The following is a 16,329-nucleotide window of genomic DNA, read 5'->3' as shown; positions in this document are numbered from 1 at the left end:
CGGCTTCGGGTACTCCCGTGCCCTCGTATTCATGGACCCTAACGCGCAGGTGGGACAACGCCATCCCGCTTCCCGAACTGTTCGCTCGGAGCGCAAGGTCAGAGCCGTCGCCGGCAAGCGCAGAAGGGCCCGCACGCTGCTGCGTCCGGGCCCTTCGGGGCATGTTTCAAGCCATGCGGGGCGGGCTCCGCGCGAGGCGTCGCCCGAGGTGTTACTTGGCCTCGTCGGCCTTGGCCTCGTCGGCGTCGGCGTCCGCGTCGGCCTCGACGACCTCGGCGTTCGCCTCGACGGCGGCCTCGTCCTCGTCCTCGTCGGACAGGTCGACGACCTCACCGTTGGTGTCGGTGACCTTGGCCTTCTCGACGACGACCGCGAGGGCCTTGCCGCGAGCGACCTCGCCGACCAGCATCGGAACCTGGCCACCCTCGACGACCGCCTGGGCGAACTGGTCGGGGGACATGCCGGAGGACTGCGCGCGGCGCATGAGGTGCTCGGTGAGCTCCTCCTGGGTCACGCCCAGCTTCTCCTTGTTGACCAGGGCGTCCAGCAGGAACTGGGTCTTGATGCCCTTGACGGCCTGCTCGCCGGTCTCGGCCTCGAACTCCTCGACCGTCTTGCCCTGGATCTCCAGGAACTTCTCGATGGTCAGGCCCATCTGGCCGAGCTGGTGGTGCTCCAGGTTGTGCTTGCGGGTCTGGACCTCGTCCGCGAGCAGCTTCTCGGGAACGGGGATCTCCGCGAGCTCCAGGAACTTCTCCAGGACGCGCTCCTGGGCCTGGGTGGCCTGGTCGTACTGCTTCTGGTTCTCCAGGCGGGTACGGCTGTCCGCCTTGAGCTCGTCGAGGGTGTCGAACTCGCTCGCCATCTGCGCGAACTCGTCGTCCAGCTCCGGCAGCTCACGGGCGGAGACCTTGGTGACCTTGACGGTGACCTCGGCGTCCTTGCCCTCGGCGGAGCCGCCCTTCAGCTGGGAGGTGAAGGTGGCCTCGCCACCGGCCTCCAGGCCCTTGACGGCCTCGTCGATGCCTTCGAGAAGCTCGCCCGAGCCGATGGTGTAGGAGACGTCCTGGGCGACGCCGTCCTCGAGGACCTCGCCGTCGACCTTGGCCTCAAGGTCGATGGTGACGACGTCGCCGTCCTCGGCCGCGCGCTCGACGTCCTTGGTGGACGCGAAGCGACCGCGCAGCTGCTCGACGGCCGTCTCGACCTCTTCGTCGGAGACGTCGATGGCGTCGACCTCGACCTCGATGCCCGCGTAGTCCGGGATCTCGATCTCGGGGCGGACGTCCACCTCGGCGGTGAAGGACAGCAGCTCGCCGTCCTTCAGCTCCTTGATGTCGACCTCGGGCTGGCCCAGCGGGTTCAGGTCGGCCTCGTTGACGGCCTCGGTGTAGAACTTCGGGAGGGCGTCGTTGACGGCCTCCTCCAGCACCGCACCGCGGCCGAAGCGCTGGTCGATGACGCGGGCCGGGATCTTGCCCTTGCGGAAGCCCTTCACCGTGACCTGCTGGTTGATCTTCTTGTAGGCCGCGTCGAGGCTGTCCTTGAGCTCCTCGAAGGGCACCTCAACAGTGAGCCGAACCCGAGTCGGGTTCAGGGTCTCCACGGCGCTCTTCACGGTTCGGTCTCCTTGTGGCTGACTGCTGGGGGTTCTGCCGTCACGCTGTGATTCAGCGGTTCAGCGGATTCGGCCCGGCATCAGACACACGGGCACGCAGCTTGCATAGTAACCGCAAGCGGCAATCAGCCCACAACGCGATCATCGAACGCGATCATCGTGCGGGTAAGGCTGGCTGGTCGGGGTGGCCGGATTCGAACCGACGACCTTCCGCTCCCAAAGCGGACGCGCTACCAAGCTGCGCCACACCCCGTCGGTGCGACACGTAGGGTACATGCCCGGAGACCCTCCGACGCGCGCGTTTCCCGCAGAGGCGTGCACGCGCGTGGCCGCGGACCGACACCGGACACGACGCCGCCCCCGAAAGCGGTGTGCGATCCCCCGCCGCGACCCGCTAGGATGCTGTCCGTGCCGCAGTCCCCGGACCTGCGTCGCACGTCTTGCGGGTGTAGCTCAATGGTAGAGCCCTAGTCTTCCAAACTAGCTACGCGGGTTCGATTCCCGTCACCCGCTCTGAAGCGAAAAGGGCCAGGTCAGAGGATCATCTCCTCGACCTGGCCCTTCGCCGTTCCGGGGGGCGAGACCGGCTCTCCGTGTCCCCTGCGCGCCCCTTGCGCCGTGGATCTTCCTGCGCCCCTTTTTCACGAGCCCGCTCAACGCGTCGGCGATCAACCGGTCCCGATCGGCACTGGCGTGCCGGCAGACCAGCGCGGCGCGGGCGGTGCTGTGGCCCATGCGCGACGTCAACTCCCGCGCGCCGGCGGTTCCCGAGGGGGTCGGGCTCGACCGTGATGTGATCGGTTCGCACTATCGCGCGACGATCGCCACCTGGTGACGGGCTGAAGCGTCGGGGCGTGGGGGGGTGTGGCGGACGGGCCGGGCGCGCCGTGGTGCGGCCGGCTCGTTCGGTTGCCGTGACCTGGGGTTCAGAGTTTGATGCCGGCGATCGTGTCCGCCAGGGAGTTGAGGAAGCGGTTGACGTCCGGGGCGATGGAGCTGGACGCCAGGAAGAAGCCGAAGAGGACCGCGATGATCGCGGGGCCGGCCTTGATGTGCTTGCCGCGGATCAGGATCACCAGGATGATCGCCAACAGAACCACCACTGACAGCGAAATGGCCACTTCTGATCACACCTTCGGTCGTCCCCTGGTCGGCCTGGGGCCCATGCCCCCACACGCACCATCCTCCCACCAACCGGGCCTGACTATCCGTCCCGTGAGGAATGGGCATGGTGACTTTGCCGTCAATGGGATGTGAGGGGCGCGTGTTTCGGGCGCGGCGCGGGGGTCACGGGGTGGTGAGGCCGAGGAGGGAGCGCACGTGCGCGTACTTGGCTGACAGGCGGTCGCGGGTGGGGGCGTCGAGTACGGACAGGCGTACCGGGTCGGCGTTGTGCGCCAGGTCGGCTTCCTTGACCAGGAGGGCGCCCGGGGTGGCGAGGATGCGGGCGGCGTACCCCTCGACCGGTTCGCCCCGGATCTTGGTGAGGGCGAGGACCATGTCCTTGACGGGGGTGGGCAGAGCGGCCGATTCGAGCCAGTCCGGGGTGAGGGCGTCGTCCTCGATCGCGTCGTGGAGCCAGGCCGCCGCCTGTTGTTCGGCGGTGCCTCCGCGCAGGCGGACGCCTTCGGCGACGGCCGCGAGGTGCTCGGCGTAGGGGCGGCCGGCCTTGTCGGTCTGGCCCTCGTGTGCCGCGCGGGCGAGGGCCTCGACCTCGATGAGGGTCAGGGCACGATCCGTCATGTGAGCTCCCTTGTCGCCGTACGGAGAGCCTGTGCGGCTCGGCGTACGTCCGCCTGCGTGGTACGCCAGTTGGAGAACGCGGCGCGCAGGGCGGGGGTTCCCGCGTAGACGGTGGGGGTGAGGAAGACCTCCGTCTGGACGGCTTCGCGCAGGGCCGTCAGGCGGGCCGCGGTGGGGGCCTCGGCGAGGGTGAGGCAGACGACGTTGAGGCGTACCGGGGCCAGGATGCGGAAGGCGGGGTCCTCGGCGAGTTCCGCGGCCAGGGAGCGGGCGCAGGCGATGTCGCGTTCGACGATCTCCCGGTGGCCCTCGCGGCCGTACGCGCGGAGCGTGAACCAGGCGGCGAGGGCGCGCAGTCGGTGGGAGTTCTCCGGGGTGAGGTGGACCAGGTCGGGGTGTTCGCCGAGCGGTCCGAGGTAGGCGGCGGCGTTCTGGAAGACGCGGGCCTGGAGGTCGCGGCGTCGGGTGAACTGGACGGCGCTGTCGTAGGGGACGTTCAGCCACTTGTGCAGGTCGACGCAGACCGAGTCCGAGGCGTCGAGTCCGTCGACGAGGTGGGCGTGTTCCGGGGAGAGCGCGGCGAAGGCGCCGAAGGCGGCGTCGGTGTGGAGCCAGAAGTCGTGGCGTTCGCGCAGGGCGGCGATGGCGCGGAGGTCGTCGAAGTCGACGGTGTTGACGGTGCCGGCGTTGGCGACGACGACGGCCGGGCCGGGGGTGTCCGCGAGGGCCCGGTCCAGGGCGGCGGGGTCGACGGCTTCCCGACCGGGGAGGGTGGGGACGGGCACCAGGGCGTTACGGCCGAGGCCGAGGACGGAGAGGGCCTTGGCGATGGAGGAGTGCGGGGCGCCGGAGAGGACGCGGACGGGGCCGAGCGCTGCCGCGCCGTCCTCGGAGACGGAGATCCCACGCCGTTCGCCGACCCATTCGCGGGCGATGGCGAGGCCGGTGGTGTTGGACATCGTGGCGCCGCTGAGGAAGGTGCCGGTGTGGGCGTCGGAGAGGCCGAAGAGGTCGCGGAGCCAGGAGACGGTCTCGCGTTCCAGGTCTTGGCCGGCGCCGTCGAGGGCGGAGTTGGAGTTCTGGTCGTGGGCGGCGGTCAGCCAGTCGCCGGCGAGGGCGGCGGGGGTGGCGCCGCCGGTGACGAACCCGAGGTAGCGGGGGCCGGCGGAGGCCGACAGGAGGGGCGCCCAGCGGTGTTGGAAGGCGTCCAGGGCGGCTGCGGCGCCGGCCCCGTGGACGGGGAGGGGTTCGGGGTGCGGATCCGTCGTGGGGCGCGGGGGTACGACGGGACGCGTGTCCAGGCCGGCGAGGGCCTCGACGGCGGCCCGGCGGGTGGCGTCGAGGAGGTCCGGGAGACGGGCGAGGTCGGCGGCGAGCGTGTGGTGCATGGGGGCACGTTAGGTCTTCGCGGGGCTTCGGGGGCGGGCCAATCGGGGGGGATTGGCCCGGCCCCCTGAGCCCCAGGGGGATGCCCCCTCCCCCGGACCGCGGGTCAGGTCGTCGGCGACGGGCGGCGGGTGAGGAGGCGGCCGGGGAGGGCCGTGGCGGTGAGGCCGAGGAGCAGTGCGGACGCCGCGAAGGACGCGTATACCAGGGGTGGGACGTACGGGCCCTCGCCCGTGACGGCCTTGGTCAGCGGGATCAGGGTGACCAGGGCGATGGCGGAGCCGAGGGTGATGCCCGCGCCGGTGATCAGCAGGGCCTCCCAGCGGAGCATGCGCAGGACCTGCCGGCGGGTGGAGCCGACGAGGCGCAGCATGCGCAGTTCGCGGCGGCGGTCGAGGACGGTCATCACGAGGGTGTTGGCGGCGGCGACGGCCGCGAAACCGCCGAGTACGGCCGCCATGGTGGTGTTGGCCCAGGCGTTGAGGGCGCGGTCGAGGTCCTGGGCGGCGGTCCATCGGGAGGCGGGGATCGCCGGGCCGGCGGCGGCCGGTACGGGGCCTCGGACGAGGAGTTCGGTGGGGCGGCCCGAGGTGGTGTGCCCGGCGAGGTCCGCGGCGGGGAGGGTGACCTGCGCGAATCCGAGGCCGCGGGTGTAGACGGCGGTGATCTCGGGGCGGGTCGGGGTGCCGTCGGGGAGCCGCAGGTCGATGCGGTCGCCCACCGAGGCGTGCGCGGAGTCGGCGAGGCTGCGGTCGACCGCGACGGTGCCGGGGCGCAGGCGGGCGAGGGAGCCGGAGCGTACGCCCAGGTCCTGGACGGGGGTCGGGTCGCCGGAGACGCCCTGGGCGGTGGCGGACTGGAGCCACCGGTCGGCGCCGGAGCCCATCACGGCGAGGACGGAGGTCCGGGTGACGGCGATGCCGCCGTCGGTGGAGCGCGGGTCGGTGACGACGTGGTCGGCGATCAGTCCGGCCTCTTGTTGTTGGCGGGTGGCCCGGTCCTGGCTGGTGTGCAGGAAGACGAGGGTCGAGGAGAAGGCCATGGCGAGCACGATGGGGGTGATCGCGGAGGCGAGTCGGCGGGCGTTGGTACGGGAGTTGGCGGCGGCCAGGCGGCCGGCGGGTCCGGTGGCGCGCAGCGGGAGGCCGAACACGGCCGCGCAGGCGCGGGCGACGAGCGGGCCGAGCAGGGCGACGGCGAGCATGAAGAGCATGACCACGCCGAGGGAGGCGTTGGCGGCGTCCTCGCCGGTGTTCCCGGCGGCCAGGCCCGCGCAGACGATCCCGCCGGCGAGGGCGGCGAGGCCGAGCGGGGTGCGGATCCAGCCGGGGCGCAGGCGTTCGACGGCAGCCGCGGCGAGGGCTTGTCCGGGCCGGATCCGGGCGGGTCGGCGGGCGGCGGCCCAGCCGGCGAGCAGGGCGGTGGCGAGGCCGATGCCGATGGCGGACAGCAGGGGGATCCAGGAGACGGACAGTTCGACGGCGTCGGGGATGGCGCCCTTCCCCTGGAGTTGCCCGAACCACCAGGAGGCCAGGGCGATGCCGGGTACGCAGCCGAGCGCGCCGGCGACGGGTGCGATGAGCAGGGCCTCGGTGGCGACGGTGCGTCGGATCTGGCGGGGGGTGGCGCCGATGGCCCGCAGCAGGGCGAACTCGCGGGAGCGTTGGCCGACGGAGAGGGCGACGGTGCCGGCGGCGGTGAAGACGGCGACGAGGGTGGCGACGCCGCCGAAGGAGCCGCCGAGGCCGGACAGCAGGGCCTTGGCGCCCTCCAGCCGCGGGTCCATGACGCGGGCGGTGCCGGTGAGGACCTGGGCGCGGTTCCCGACGGCGGCGCGGACCGCCGGGGTGTCGGCGCGCGGGTCCGCGTCGAGGAGCACGATGGCGTCGAGCGCGTCGGGGTGGCCGGACAGGGCGCGGGCCTCGGTGTCGGAGAACCAGGCTCCGGGCCGGTCGGCGCGTCCGACGACGCGGAACTCGCGGGGGCCGGCGGGGGTGTCCAGGCGTATCCGGTCGGGGCCGGCCGTGCCGAGGGCGACCTCTCCGGGGCGGGTCGGGGCCCGGCCGGTGGCGAGGTGTTCGCCGGTGAAGGCGGTGGAGCCCCAGCCGGAGGCGTCGAGGGTGGCTCCGGCGTCGTCCCGTACGGGGAAGCTCACGTCGGGGACGGTGCGGCCGAGCGGGGTGAGCCGCTCCAGCAGGGCGGCGTCGACGCGGGCCCGTTCGGGGACGGCGGCGGTGACCTCGTAGGTGCCCTCGCCGGCTCCGGCTTGCAGGTGGACCCGCTGGTCGGCGGCGACCACGACGGGGGCCTGGGCGTAGCGGGTGGGCGGGACGCTCGCCCGCAGTCCGCTCTCCAGCAGGATTCCGCAGGCGGACACGATGGCGACGGTCAGGAGGAGGGCGATGAAGGTGCCGGCGAACGCCGCGGGGCGAAACCGCAGTGCGGCGCGGGCCAGTCCGTTCGGGGTGGGCATCAGGCCGCCGCTCCCGCGAGGGCGGGGCGGGTGGTGAGGGTGCGCATCCGGGCGGCGATGGTGGTGGCGTCGGTGCGCGGCAGCCGGTCCGCGATGAGGCCGTCGGCGAGGAAGAGCACCTGGTCGGCGTGGGTGGCGGCGACGGGGTCGTGGGTGACCATGACGACGGTGGCGCCGAGGGAGTCGACGGCGGTGCGCAGCAGGTCGAGGACCTCGGCGGCGGTGGTGGTGTCGAGGGCGCCGGTGGGTTCGTCGGCGAAGATCACGTCGGGGCGGGTGACGAGGGCGCGGGCGATGGCCACGCGCTGCTGTTGGCCGCCGGAGAGTTCGGTGGGGCGTCGGTGTCCCTTGCCCTCCAGGCCGACGCGGGCGAGCAGTTCGGCGGCGTGGGCCCGGCCCTGGCGGGCGGATCCGCCGCCGGCGAGGCGCATCGGGAGCAGGACGTTCTGTTCGACGGTGAGGGAGGGCAGCAGGTTGAAGGCCTGGAAGACGAAACCGAGGCGGCTGCGGCGCAGTTCGGTCAGTTGGTTCTCGTTCATGCCGGTGATCTCGGTGCCGCCGAGGCGGACGGAGCCCTCGGTGGGCAGGTCGAGGCCGGCGGCGCACTGGAGAAAGGTGGACTTGCCGGAGCCGGACGGGCCCATGACGGCGGTGAAGCTGCCGCGCGGCAGGCTGAGGTCGATGCCGCGCAGGGCGTGCACGGCGCCGCCGCCGCGCCCGTAGCGGCGCCGCACGCCGCGCAGTTCGACGGCGGCGGCCGGCGGCGGGGTGCCGTACGGGGCGTCCGTGGGGGACGGGGATCCGTACCGGGCGTCCGCCGGTTCCCGCTCCTCGCGCCGCCGCCTGTTCCGCAGGATCCCCATGGTGTGCCCGTTCGTCCGTGTCCGCCGATCAGGTCCTGATCGTGGTTCCGACGCTACGGAGCACGTCGGGGTGCGGACCATGGCGGAACCAGGCGGGTCGGTGGTGGGGTAAACCCCACCACCGGGTCACATGGAGCGGCGGATGAGCAGCAGGGCGCGGTCGTCGTTGACGTCCTTGGCGACCTTCTCGATGAGGTGCCAGGCCGCGCCCTCCCAGCCGGCGGCGACGTACCGGTCGGCTTCGCCGGTGAGGCGGTCGATGCCCTCGCTGATGTCGCGGTCGGCGGTCTCGACGAGGCCGTCGGTGAAGAGCATGAGGACGTCGCCGCGCCGGAGGTTGCCGCGGGCGGGCTCGAACTCGGCCCCGTCGTAGACGCCGAGGAGCGGGCCCTCGCCGGAGACCTCCTGCCAGCGGCCGGTGCCGGCGGAGAGTTGGAGGGCGGGGAGGTGGCCGGCGGACAGCAGTTCGTAGTCGCCGCTCTCCAGGTCCAGGACGAGGTGGATGGAGGTGGCGAAGCCCTCCTCCCAGTCCTGGCGCAGGAGGTAGCCGTTGGCGGCGGGCAGGAAGCCGTGGGGCGGGAGGGCGCCGAGGAGGCCGCCGAACGCGCCGGACAGCAGGAGGGCGCGGGAGCCGGCTTCCATGCCCTTGCCGGAGACGTCGGTCAGGACGATTTCCAGGGTGCGGCCGCCGTTGGTGCGGGCGGCGACGACGAAGTCGCCGGAGAAGGACTGTCCGCCGGCCGGGCGCAGGGCCATCTCGCGATGCCAGCCGGGTGGCAGGGAGGGCAGTTTGCTCTGGACCCGGATCCGTTCGCGCAGGTCGAAGAGCATGGTGCCGCCGCGCCGCCAGGGCACTCCGACGCGGCTGCGGAACTGGGCGATGACCAGACCGAAGAACCCGCAGGCGGCGACGACGAGCACGGTGCCCGGGGTGACCCGGGCGGGGCCTTGGGTGTACGGGCCGAGGACCAGGGCCTCGACGATCAGGGCGGCGGCGGAGGCGGCGTAGAGCGCGAGCAGGCTGGCGGGTCTCAGCAGCAGGCCGCCGGCGACGATGGGCAGGACCAGAGCGGCCGGCGAGAACCAGACGGGCATCATCAGCGTGCCGCAGGCGATGGCGGGAATGGTCAGGAGCAGGCCGCCGAAGGCGAGCCAGTCCGAGCCGTCGCCGCGGAAGTAGTCGACCGCCGATTTGCGCAGGGTGGTGCGGGCCCGGTGCCACAGCATGCGTGTCCGGGCCATGAGCGTCTCCACACGTGCTCCGGCCATTGCATCGGGACCCTATCCATCCTGGCTGTGCGTGCGCAGGGGTACCCCCGGACCTGAGGCACATCGCCGGTCGAAATCATTTCGACTGGGACGGAATGCCCTGGTAAGGATGGCCATATGGCTCTTGAGACGCGCGTATTGAAGGCTGATGAGTGGGATGCCTGGTACGACCACCTGGAACTGGCGTTCGGTGGTGTGCCCGAATCCCCGGCGGAGCGGGAACTGTACAAGTCTCTGACGGAGCACGAGCGTTCGCTCGGCGTCTGGGACGGCGAGACCTGCGTGGGTTCGGCCGGCGCGTTCAGTTTCCGACTCTCCGTACCCGGCGGCTCGGTGGTGCCGGCGGCGGGGGTGACCATGGTGGGTGTGGCGCCGACGCACCGTCGGCGCGGGGTGTTGACGTCGATGATGCGCCGCCAATTGGACGACATCCGGGCGGGTGGTGAGGCGCTCGCCGTGCTGACGGCCTCGGAACCGGCGATCTACGGGCGATTCGGCTACGGCACCGGCGCGTACGGCCTGGCCGTCGACATCGACACGGTCCGGGTGCGGCTCGCCGTGCCGCCGGGCACGGACGAGGTCGTGCTGCGGCTCGTGGACCCGGAGAAGGCGCTGCCCGACTGCGAGCGGGTGTACGCCGAGCTGGTCCCCCGGCGGCCCGGGATGCCGGCCCGGCAGCCGGGCTGGGAACGGCAGGCGCTGCTGGACCCGGAGAGCATGCGGGACGGGGCGTCCCCGCTGAAGTGCGTGGTGGCGCAGCGCCCGGACGGGGAGGTGGTCGGGTACGCGCGCTATCGGGTGAAGCCCGACTGGAAGCTGACCGGCGCCGAGGGCCGCGTCGATCTGGCCGACCTCGACGCGCTGGATCCGACGGCCACGGCCGCGCTGTGGCGCTACCTCTTCGAGATCGACCTGACCTCTTCCGTACGGGCGACCAGGCGGCCGGTCGACGATCCGGTGCTGCACCTGGTCAGCGACATCCGGCGGTCCCGGCCGTTCCCGCGCGACACGCTGCACGTGCGACTCGTGGACGTCAGCGCGGCGCTGGAGGCGCGGGCGTACGGGGCGCCGCTGGACGTGGTCCTGGAGGTGGAGGACGCGTTCTGCCCGTGGAACGAGGGGCGGTGGCGGCTGACCGTCGACGAGAAGGGCGGTGCGACCTGCGTACGGACGGCCGAGCCGGCCGAGCTGGAGCTGTCCGTCCGGGAGCTCGGGTCCGCCTACCTGGGCGGGATCACCCTGGGCTCGCTGGCCGCCGCCGGGCGGGTCCGCGAGCTGCGCCCGGGCGCCCTGGCGGAGGCCTCGCGCGCCTTCCGGGGCGATGTGGCCCCCTGGCTGCCGCACGGGTTCTAGCGCGGCACGGGTTCCGGCGGGCGCACGCGTTGCGGCGGGCGGCGCCCGGTCGGGCGCTAGCGCGTTTGGCAGTCGGGGCACCAGAAGAGGTTGCGGGCGGCGAGATCGGCGGTGCGGATCTCGCCCCCGCAGATGTGACAGGGCATGTTCGCCCTCCGGTAGACGTACACCTCACCGCCGTGGTCGTCCACCCTGGGCGGGCGTCCCATGGCCTCGGGCAGGTGTTCGTCGCGGACGGTGTCGATCCGGTTGTTCCGTACGCCCTCGCGCATCAGCAGGACCAGGTCGGCCCAGATCGCGTCCCATTCGCGGCGGGTGAGGTCCCTGCCGAGGCGGTACGGGTCGATCCCGTGGCGGAAGAGGACCTCCGCGCGGTAGACGTTGCCGACGCCCGCGATCACCTTCTGGTCCATGAGGAGGGCCGCCACGGTGGTGCGGGAGCGGGAGATCCGCGCCCAGGCCCGGTCCGGGTCGTCGTCCGGGCGCAGCGGGTCGGGGCCGAGCCGGTCGTGTATCGCCTTCTTCTCGCCGTCGCCGATCAGCGCGCAGGCGGTGGGGCCGCGCAGGTCGGCCCAGTGGTCCGCGTTCAGCAGGCGCAGCCGCACGGTGTCCGTGGCGGGCGGGGCCGGGGCGGGACCGAAGCCGAGCTTGCCGAAGAGGCCGAGGTGGATGTGGATCCAGGCGTCCCCGAGTTCCAGGAAGAGGTGCTTGCCGTGCGCCTCGGCGCTCTCCAGCTCCCGGCCGTCGAGCAGTGCGGCGCTCTCGGCGAACCGGCCCTGCGGGCTGCTGACCCGGACCGGGCGGGCGGCGAACCGCTCGGTGTGGTCCTGGGCGAGGCGGTGGATCGTATGCCCCTCGGGCACGGCGCTGCTCCTTGAGACACGACGACGGGACGACGGGACGACGGGACGCCTCGACGACGGGGCGGCCGGGCGGACGCGCCGCGGCGCCGCCGCACGGCCGGACGGCGGCATGAAACCGCCGCGCCACCGGGGCTTTCCGGCGGCACGGCGGAGGGGTGTCAGGCCTGCGGGTGGTGGGCCGGGATCGGGGGCAGCTCGCCGGTCAGCTCGTAGGCGGAGAGCATGTCGATGCGGCGGGTGTGGCGCTCCTCGCCGGAGTACGGGGTCGCCAGGAAGGCCTCGATGAAGCTGAGGGCCTCGTCCTGCGTGTGCATCCGACCGCCGACGGAGATCACGTTGGCGTTGTTGTGCTCACGGCCGAGCTTGGCGGTCTCCACGCTCCAGGCGAGGATCGCGCGGACGCCCTTGACCTTGTTCGCGGCGATCTGCTCGCCGTTGCCGGAGCCGCCGATCACGATGCCGAGGCTCTCGCCGTCCGCGGCGGTCCGCTCCGCGGCCCGCAGGCAGAAGGGCGGGTAATCGTCCACGGCGTCGTAGATGTGGGGCCCGCAGTCGACGGGCTCGTGGCCGTTGTTCTTGAGCCAGTCCACCAGGTGGTTCTTGAGCTCAAAGCCGGCATGGTCGGATCCGAGGTACACGCGCATGGGTCGAGTGTGGCACGAGCCGGACCCGCGGCCCGCAGCGGGTGTCGCGTAAATCACTTCTCAACCTCAAATAAACCCAAAGAACCCAGACAGGACGGGTCGGGACCTTCGTCCCGGACCTTGTGCCCAAGGCAACCATCGGAAGAAACTCTTCCGTATTGGAGGTAACTCAGGTTTGAATGCCGGGGCTCGCAACCCGAGAACCTAAGGAATCGTCCATGAGCTCCACGACGACCCTTCAGAAGGCAGGCGACCCCTCCGGCACCCCCGGCGACGCCAAGCCCTCCGACGGTCTGAAGGCCGGTCTCAAGAACCGCCACCTGTCCATGATCGCCATTGGCGGCGTCATCGGCGCCGGTCTTTTCGTCGGCTCCGGCGGCGGCATCGCCAAGGCCGGTCCCGCCATCCTCGTCTCGTACGCACTCGTCGGCGCCATGGTCGTCTTCGTGATGCGGATGCTCGGCGAGATGGCCGCCGCCAGCCCGAACTCGGGCTCGTTCTCCGCTTACGCCGACCGCGCGCTCGGTCGCTGGGCCGGTTTCTCCATCGGCTGGCTGTACTGGTTCTTCTGGGTCGTCGTGCTGGCCGTGGAGGCCACCGCCGGCGCGGTGATCCTCGAAGGCTGGGTCCCGGCCGTCCCGCAGTGGGCCTGGGCTCTGATCGTCATGGCGGTCCTGACCGTCACCAACCTCGGCTCGGTCGCCTCGTACGGCGAGTTCGAGTTCTGGTTCGCGGGCATCAAGGTCGTCGCCATCGGCGCGTTCGTGATCATCGGCATGCTGGCCGTCTTCGGCGTGCTGCCGGGCTCGGACAACCCCGGCGCCGGATTCGCGCACCTCACCGACGCGGGCGGATTCATGCCCAACGGCTGGGGCTCGATCCTCACCGGTGTGCTGATGGTCGTCTTCTCCTTCATGGGCAGCGAGATCGTCACCCTGGCCGCCGGCGAGTCCGAGGACCCGCGCCGCGCGGTCACCAAGGCCACCAACTCGGTGATCTGGCGCATCGGCATCTTCTACCTGGGCTCGATCTTCATCGTCCTGACCCTGCTGCCGTGGAACGACAAGTCGATCGTCGACAAGGGCTCCTACGTGGCCGCCCTCGACTCCATCGGCATCGCCCACGCCGGCCAGATCATGAACGTGATCGTCCTGACCGCCGTGCTGTCCTGCCTGAACTCGGGCCTGTACACCGCCTCCCGCATGGCGTTCTCGCTGGGCGAGCGCGGTGACGCCCCGAAGGTCTTCGCCAAGGTCAACAAGAGGGGCGTCCCGACGGCCGCCATCCTGGGCTCCGTGGTGTTCGGCTTCGTCGCCGTCTACTTCAACTACGCCTTCAAGGACACGGTCTTCAGCTTCCTGCTGAACTCCTCGGGTGCCATCGCCCTCTTCGTGTGGCTGGTCATCTGCCTGACCCAGCTGCGCATGCGCAAGATCCTGGAGCGCGAGGCCCCGGAGAAGCTCACCGTCAAGATGTGGCTCTTCCCGTACCTCACCTGGGCCACCGCGGGGATGATCACCTTCGTCCTGGCCTACATGGTCTACGACAAGGACAACCGCCAGGTCGTCCTGCTCTCCCTGCTGGTGGCGGCCGTGGTGCTGGCCATCGGCGTGGTGCGCGACATGCGCCGCAAGGCCGCCGCGCGCGTCTGAGCGATCGATCGCCCGTGAACGACAGCAGCCCCCGGACCGCCGCTCGCGGTCCGGGGGCTGCGTCGTCGACGCGTACGGGATCAGCCGCGGCGGCCGGCCAGCTTCCAGGCCGCCGGCAGGGCGCCCATGGCCAGCGCGGCCTTGAGCGCGTCGCCGAGCAGGAACGGGGTCAGGCCCGCCGCGACGGCCGCGCCGAAGGACATCCCGGTGGACAGCGCCAGGTAGGGCACGCCGACGGCGTAGATGAGCGCGGATCCGAGCACCATCGTGGCCGCCGTGCGCGCGACCGAGCGGTCGGCGCCGCGCCGCGCGAGGGCGCCGACGACGGTGGCGGCGAGCAGCATGCCGAGCACGTAGCCGAAGGAGGCGCCGCCCGCGCCGGAGGTGCCGCCCGCGAACCACGGCACGCCCGCCATGCCCACGAGCGCGTACAGGGCCAGCGCGAGGAAGCCGCGGCGCGCGCCGAACGCGGTGCCGACCAGCAGGGCCGCGAAGGTCTGGCCGGTGACCGGGACCGGGGAGCCGGGGACGGGCACGGAGATCTGCGCGGCGATGCCGGTGAGCGCGGCGCCGCCGACGACGAGCGCGATGTCACGGACGCGGCTCGCGGGCAGCAGGTCGGCGAGGACGGCGCCGGGCCGGAAGGAGACGGAAGCGGTGCTCATCGGGAGGCTCCGGGGGTGGTGGTGACGGGACGATCACCGACGTTAGTCCGGTGCAGGGCTCCGCCCCACCGCCGGCCGGGACAAAGCCGTACTCCCCGGTTTGGTGGGGAGTACACAAAGAGCCCGGGTCACACCCCAGGTGAAGTGATCCGCATCACGAGCAACTACCGCCCGCACGTCCGTTTTGCGCGGATGGACGGCCTCCAGCGAGACTGTAGGTTCCCTCCAACCAGTCGCGGAGCCCCCACCGCCGCCAGGCCGAACGAGAGTACGAGCACTCCTCATGCGCGACCTCCTGCCCGACCCGCCCGCCACCACGGGTGAGCTCCCCTCCGAACCCCTCAGCCACAGCCTGAAGCAGCGCCACCTGACCATGCTGGGCCTCGGCGGCGTCATCGGCGCCGGGCTCTTCGTCGGCTCCGGCGCCGGCATCGGCATCGCCGGCCCCGCGATCATCTGCTCGTACCTGCTCGCGGGCGTCCTCGCGATGCTCGTGATGCGGATGCTCGGCGAGATGTCGGCCGCGATGCCCGCCTCCGGATCCTTCTCCGTGTACGCGGAGAAGGCCCTGGGACGGTGGGCCGGCTTCTCCGCCGGCTGGCTGTACTGGTTCCTGCTGGTCGTGGTGCTCGCCGTGGAGGCGACCGGCGCCGCGAAGATCGCGAACGGCTGGGTGCCGTCGGTCGACCAGTGGATCTGGGTGTTGATCTTCATGGTGGTCTTCACCGTGAGCAACCTGGCCGCCGTGAAGAACTTCGGCGAGTTCGAGTTCTGGTTCGCCGCGCTGAAGGTCGGCGCGATCGTCCTCTTCCTGATCCTGGGCACCCTCGCCATCCTCGGCCTGCTGCCCGACACCGACCCGATCGGCGCGGCCAACCTGACCGGCCACGGCGGTTTCTTCCCCCAGGGCATGGGCGGCGTGGTCGCCGGCATGCTCGCCGTCGTCTTCGCCTTCGGCGGCCTGGAGGTCGTCACCATCGCGGCGGCCGAGTCCGACGACCCGGCCCGCTCGGTCGCCCGCGCGGTGCGCAGCGCGGTGTGGCGCATCCTCTTCTTCTACGTCGGCTCGATGGTGGTCATCGTGACCCTGCTGCCGTGGGACTCCCTGGAGCCGGGCCAGAGCCCGTACGTGGCCGTGCTGGACTCGATCGGCATCCCGGCGGCCGGTCAGATCATGAACATCGTGGTCTTCGTGGCGCTGCTCTCGGCCCTCAACGCGAACCTGTACGGGTCCTCGCGGATGGTGTTCTCGCTGGCCGAGCGGGGCGAGGCGCCCAAGGGGCTGCTGCGGGTCTCGGGCGGCGGGGTGCCGCGGCGGGCGGTGTTCGCCTCGGTGGCGTTCGGGTTCGTCTCGGTGGTGCTGAACCTGCTGTGGCCGGACACGGTCTTCCTCTACATGCTCAACGCGGTCGGCGCGGTGCTGCTGTTCGTGTGGGCGCTGATCGCGGTCTCGCAGCTGCGGCTGCGTCGCGTGCTGGAGCGGGAGATGCCGGAGCGGCTGACGCTGCGGATGTGGCTGTTCCCGTACCTGACGTGGGCGGCGCTGGTCGGGATGGCCGTGGTGCTGGTCCTGATGCTGTTCGACGACTCGGCGCGGCCGCAGTTGCTGTGGTCCACGGGCGCGGCCGCCGCGGTGCTGGTCGTGGCGGGAGTGCGGGAGCTGCGGGCCCGGCGGGCCTGAGCCCGCTCGCCGACGTACGCGGAACAGGCCCGGCACCGGTGTCCCGGGCCTGTTCCGCCTCCGCGCGGGGGTGATCACGTCCCGTGAGGCGAGAGTCCGCATGCTGGACGGCGAACGTC

The 16,329-nt window shown here is 71.9% G+C and carries 13 protein-coding genes and 2 tRNA genes; 4 read left to right on the top strand and 11 right to left on the bottom strand.

From position 1 onward, the window contains the following. Positions 1-211: 211 nt before the first annotated feature. Positions 212-1,618: a trigger factor gene (gene tig, locus ADK55_RS00860; protein WP_053674921.1), complete on the bottom strand. Its 1,407-nt coding sequence runs from the start codon at positions 1,616-1,618 to the stop codon at positions 212-214. Positions 1,619-1,794: 176 nt separating this feature from the next. Then, positions 1,795-1,871, bottom strand: a tRNA-Pro gene (locus ADK55_RS00855). A 189-nt stretch (positions 1,872-2,060) separates the two neighbouring features. On the opposite strand from ADK55_RS00855, the gene ADK55_RS00850 reads away from it, so the two are divergent. Then, positions 2,061-2,131, top strand: a tRNA-Gly gene (locus ADK55_RS00850). Positions 2,132-2,544: 413 nt separating this feature from the next. On the opposite strand, the gene ADK55_RS00845 is transcribed toward ADK55_RS00850, so the two are convergent. From ADK55_RS00845 to ADK55_RS00820, 6 genes are all read right to left on the bottom strand, one after another. Beyond that, the gene (locus tag ADK55_RS00845) at positions 2,545-2,739 is read right to left on the bottom strand and encodes a hypothetical protein (protein WP_053674919.1); all 195 of its coding nucleotides are present in this window, start codon (positions 2,737-2,739) and stop codon (positions 2,545-2,547) included. A 166-nt stretch (positions 2,740-2,905) separates the two neighbouring features. Further along, the gene (locus ADK55_RS00840) at positions 2,906-3,361 is read right to left on the bottom strand and encodes an HD domain-containing protein (protein ID WP_053674918.1); all 456 of its coding nucleotides are present in this window, start codon (positions 3,359-3,361) and stop codon (positions 2,906-2,908) included. After that, positions 3,358-4,749 carry a pyridoxal phosphate-dependent decarboxylase family protein gene (locus ADK55_RS00835; protein WP_053674916.1) on the bottom strand — a complete coding sequence of 464 codons (1,392 nt, stop codon included), beginning with the start codon at positions 4,747-4,749 and terminating at the stop codon, positions 3,358-3,360. The genes ADK55_RS00840 and ADK55_RS00835 overlap by 4 nt, the downstream gene beginning before the upstream one ends. Positions 4,750-4,853: 104 nt before the next feature. Continuing rightward, positions 4,854-7,220 (bottom strand): ABC transporter permease, encoded by a 2,367-nt coding sequence (locus tag ADK55_RS00830; protein ID WP_053674914.1) that lies wholly within the window; start codon positions 7,218-7,220, stop codon positions 4,854-4,856. Further along, positions 7,220-8,083, bottom strand: coding sequence for an ABC transporter ATP-binding protein (locus ADK55_RS00825; RefSeq protein ID WP_053674912.1), 864 nt, complete (start codon positions 8,081-8,083; stop codon positions 7,220-7,222). The genes ADK55_RS00830 and ADK55_RS00825 overlap by 1 nt, the downstream gene beginning before the upstream one ends. 126 nt (positions 8,084-8,209) lie before the next feature. Beyond that, positions 8,210-9,325, bottom strand: a complete 1,116-nt coding sequence (locus ADK55_RS00820) for a PP2C family protein-serine/threonine phosphatase (protein ID WP_371591377.1) — start codon at positions 9,323-9,325, stop codon at positions 8,210-8,212. A 144-nt stretch (positions 9,326-9,469) separates the two neighbouring features. On the opposite strand from ADK55_RS00820, the gene ADK55_RS00815 reads away from it, so the two are divergent. Next, a complete protein-coding gene (locus ADK55_RS00815) occupies positions 9,470-10,705 on the top strand; it encodes a GNAT family N-acetyltransferase (protein WP_053674908.1) in 1,236 nt (411 codons plus the stop codon). Between the two features lie 56 nt (positions 10,706-10,761). Here ADK55_RS00815 and ADK55_RS00810 read toward each other — a convergent pair whose 3' ends face one another. Together ADK55_RS00810 and ADK55_RS00805 are read right to left on the bottom strand one after the other, a co-directional pair. Continuing rightward, positions 10,762-11,568, bottom strand: coding sequence for an Fpg/Nei family DNA glycosylase (locus tag ADK55_RS00810; RefSeq protein WP_053674906.1), 807 nt, complete (start codon positions 11,566-11,568; stop codon positions 10,762-10,764). A gap of 158 nt (positions 11,569-11,726) precedes the next feature. After that, a complete protein-coding gene (locus ADK55_RS00805) occupies positions 11,727-12,212 on the bottom strand; it encodes a ribose-5-phosphate isomerase (protein ID WP_053674904.1) in 486 nt (161 codons plus the stop codon). Positions 12,213-12,430: 218 nt separating this feature from the next. Between ADK55_RS00805 and ADK55_RS00800 the strand changes: the two genes are divergently transcribed. Next, positions 12,431-13,864, top strand: a complete 1,434-nt coding sequence (locus tag ADK55_RS00800; RefSeq protein ID WP_053674902.1) for an amino acid permease — start codon at positions 12,431-12,433, stop codon at positions 13,862-13,864. 80 nt (positions 13,865-13,944) lie between these two features. On the opposite strand, the gene ADK55_RS00795 is transcribed toward ADK55_RS00800, so the two are convergent. Further along, on the bottom strand, positions 13,945-14,529 hold the full coding sequence (locus tag ADK55_RS00795) for a biotin transporter BioY (RefSeq protein ID WP_053674900.1): 585 nt from the start codon (positions 14,527-14,529) through the stop codon (positions 13,945-13,947). A gap of 283 nt (positions 14,530-14,812) precedes the next feature. Between ADK55_RS00795 and ADK55_RS00790 the strand changes: the two genes are divergently transcribed. Continuing rightward, complete coding sequence (locus ADK55_RS00790; protein WP_053674898.1) at positions 14,813-16,210, top strand: amino acid permease; 1,398 nt, start codon at positions 14,813-14,815, stop codon at positions 16,208-16,210. The last annotated feature ends 119 nt before the right edge of the window (positions 16,211-16,329 follow it).

It is taken from the genome of Streptomyces sp. WM4235, from assembly GCF_001279725.1.
GTDB lineage: Bacteria > Actinomycetota > Actinomycetes > Streptomycetales > Streptomycetaceae > Streptomyces.
Note: the sequence above shows the minus strand (reverse complement) of the source record. Positions and strands in the feature narration are given on the sequence as shown.